Below are 740 nucleotides of genomic sequence, written 5' to 3'. Positions count from 1 at the left end.
CACCGGCACCCGCACCTTGCGCACTGAAGTGCGTTACCTGCGGGGTCTGGAAATCCACCGGGATGCCGATGGCGAAGAACACCATGTCATCAGCGTTGAAGCCGGCCGCAGTAGCGTGCGTGTATTGCACTGGCCGACATCCGCGCCCGACGGTGTCGACAACAATCAACTGCGTTACAGCCTGAGTGATCATCTGGGTTCCAGCACGTTGGAGCTGGATGCTCAGGCCGGTGTGCTAACGCTAGAGCGTTATTACGCTTTTGGTGGCACGGCGTGTTGGGCGGGTAAAAGTGCATTGGCGGCGAAGTACAAGACGATTCGCTATTCGGGGAAAGAGCGGGATGCGACCGGGTTGTATTGCTACGGGTATCGGTATTACGCGCCGTGGTTGTGTCGGTGGGTGAGTCCGGATCCGGTACAAAATCAAGACGGCCCTAATTGGTTTTGTTTTGTAGGTAATGACCCAGTTGGTTTTAACGATGCGCTGGGACTCGCCAAATATAAGGGTAAATATGACAGGACAGAGCTAGAGATAAAGCTTAAGGGGGGTAGTTTTGTGGCGCGTGGCTTTTCAGAAATAAAAAGGCAGGATGAAAGTGCTGCGGCAAATCTTGATAAGGGTTTGGATTATGCGGAAACAGCCATGTCTGCTGCGGTGGAGATTTTGAAACGGGATAGGATTCCTCGGGAGTATAAAGAATTGGTGTTGAGAGTGTATGGCAAGATGACGGATCCAAAAG

Annotated in this window: 2 protein-coding genes; one reads left to right on the top strand and one right to left on the bottom strand. The window is 52.6% G+C overall.

Translation table 11 applies throughout. The features are described 5' to 3' along the window. Positions 1 to 193, bottom strand: a 193-nt coding sequence (locus AC1DH9_RS30200; protein WP_477809461.1) for a hypothetical protein, incomplete at its 3' end; no start/stop codon positions are given. Positions 194 to 208: 15 nt separating this feature from the next. Between AC1DH9_RS30200 and AC1DH9_RS30195 the strand changes: the two genes are divergently transcribed. Further along, positions 209 to 740, top strand: a 532-nt coding sequence (locus AC1DH9_RS30195; RefSeq protein WP_477809460.1) for an RHS repeat-associated core domain-containing protein, incomplete at its 3' end; no start/stop codon positions are given.

The sequence above is a fragment of the Pseudomonas sp. 05T35 genome (assembly GCF_056396605.1).
The sequence above is the reverse complement of the archived record's forward strand: the minus strand, read 5'-3'. Positions and strand labels throughout refer to the sequence as shown.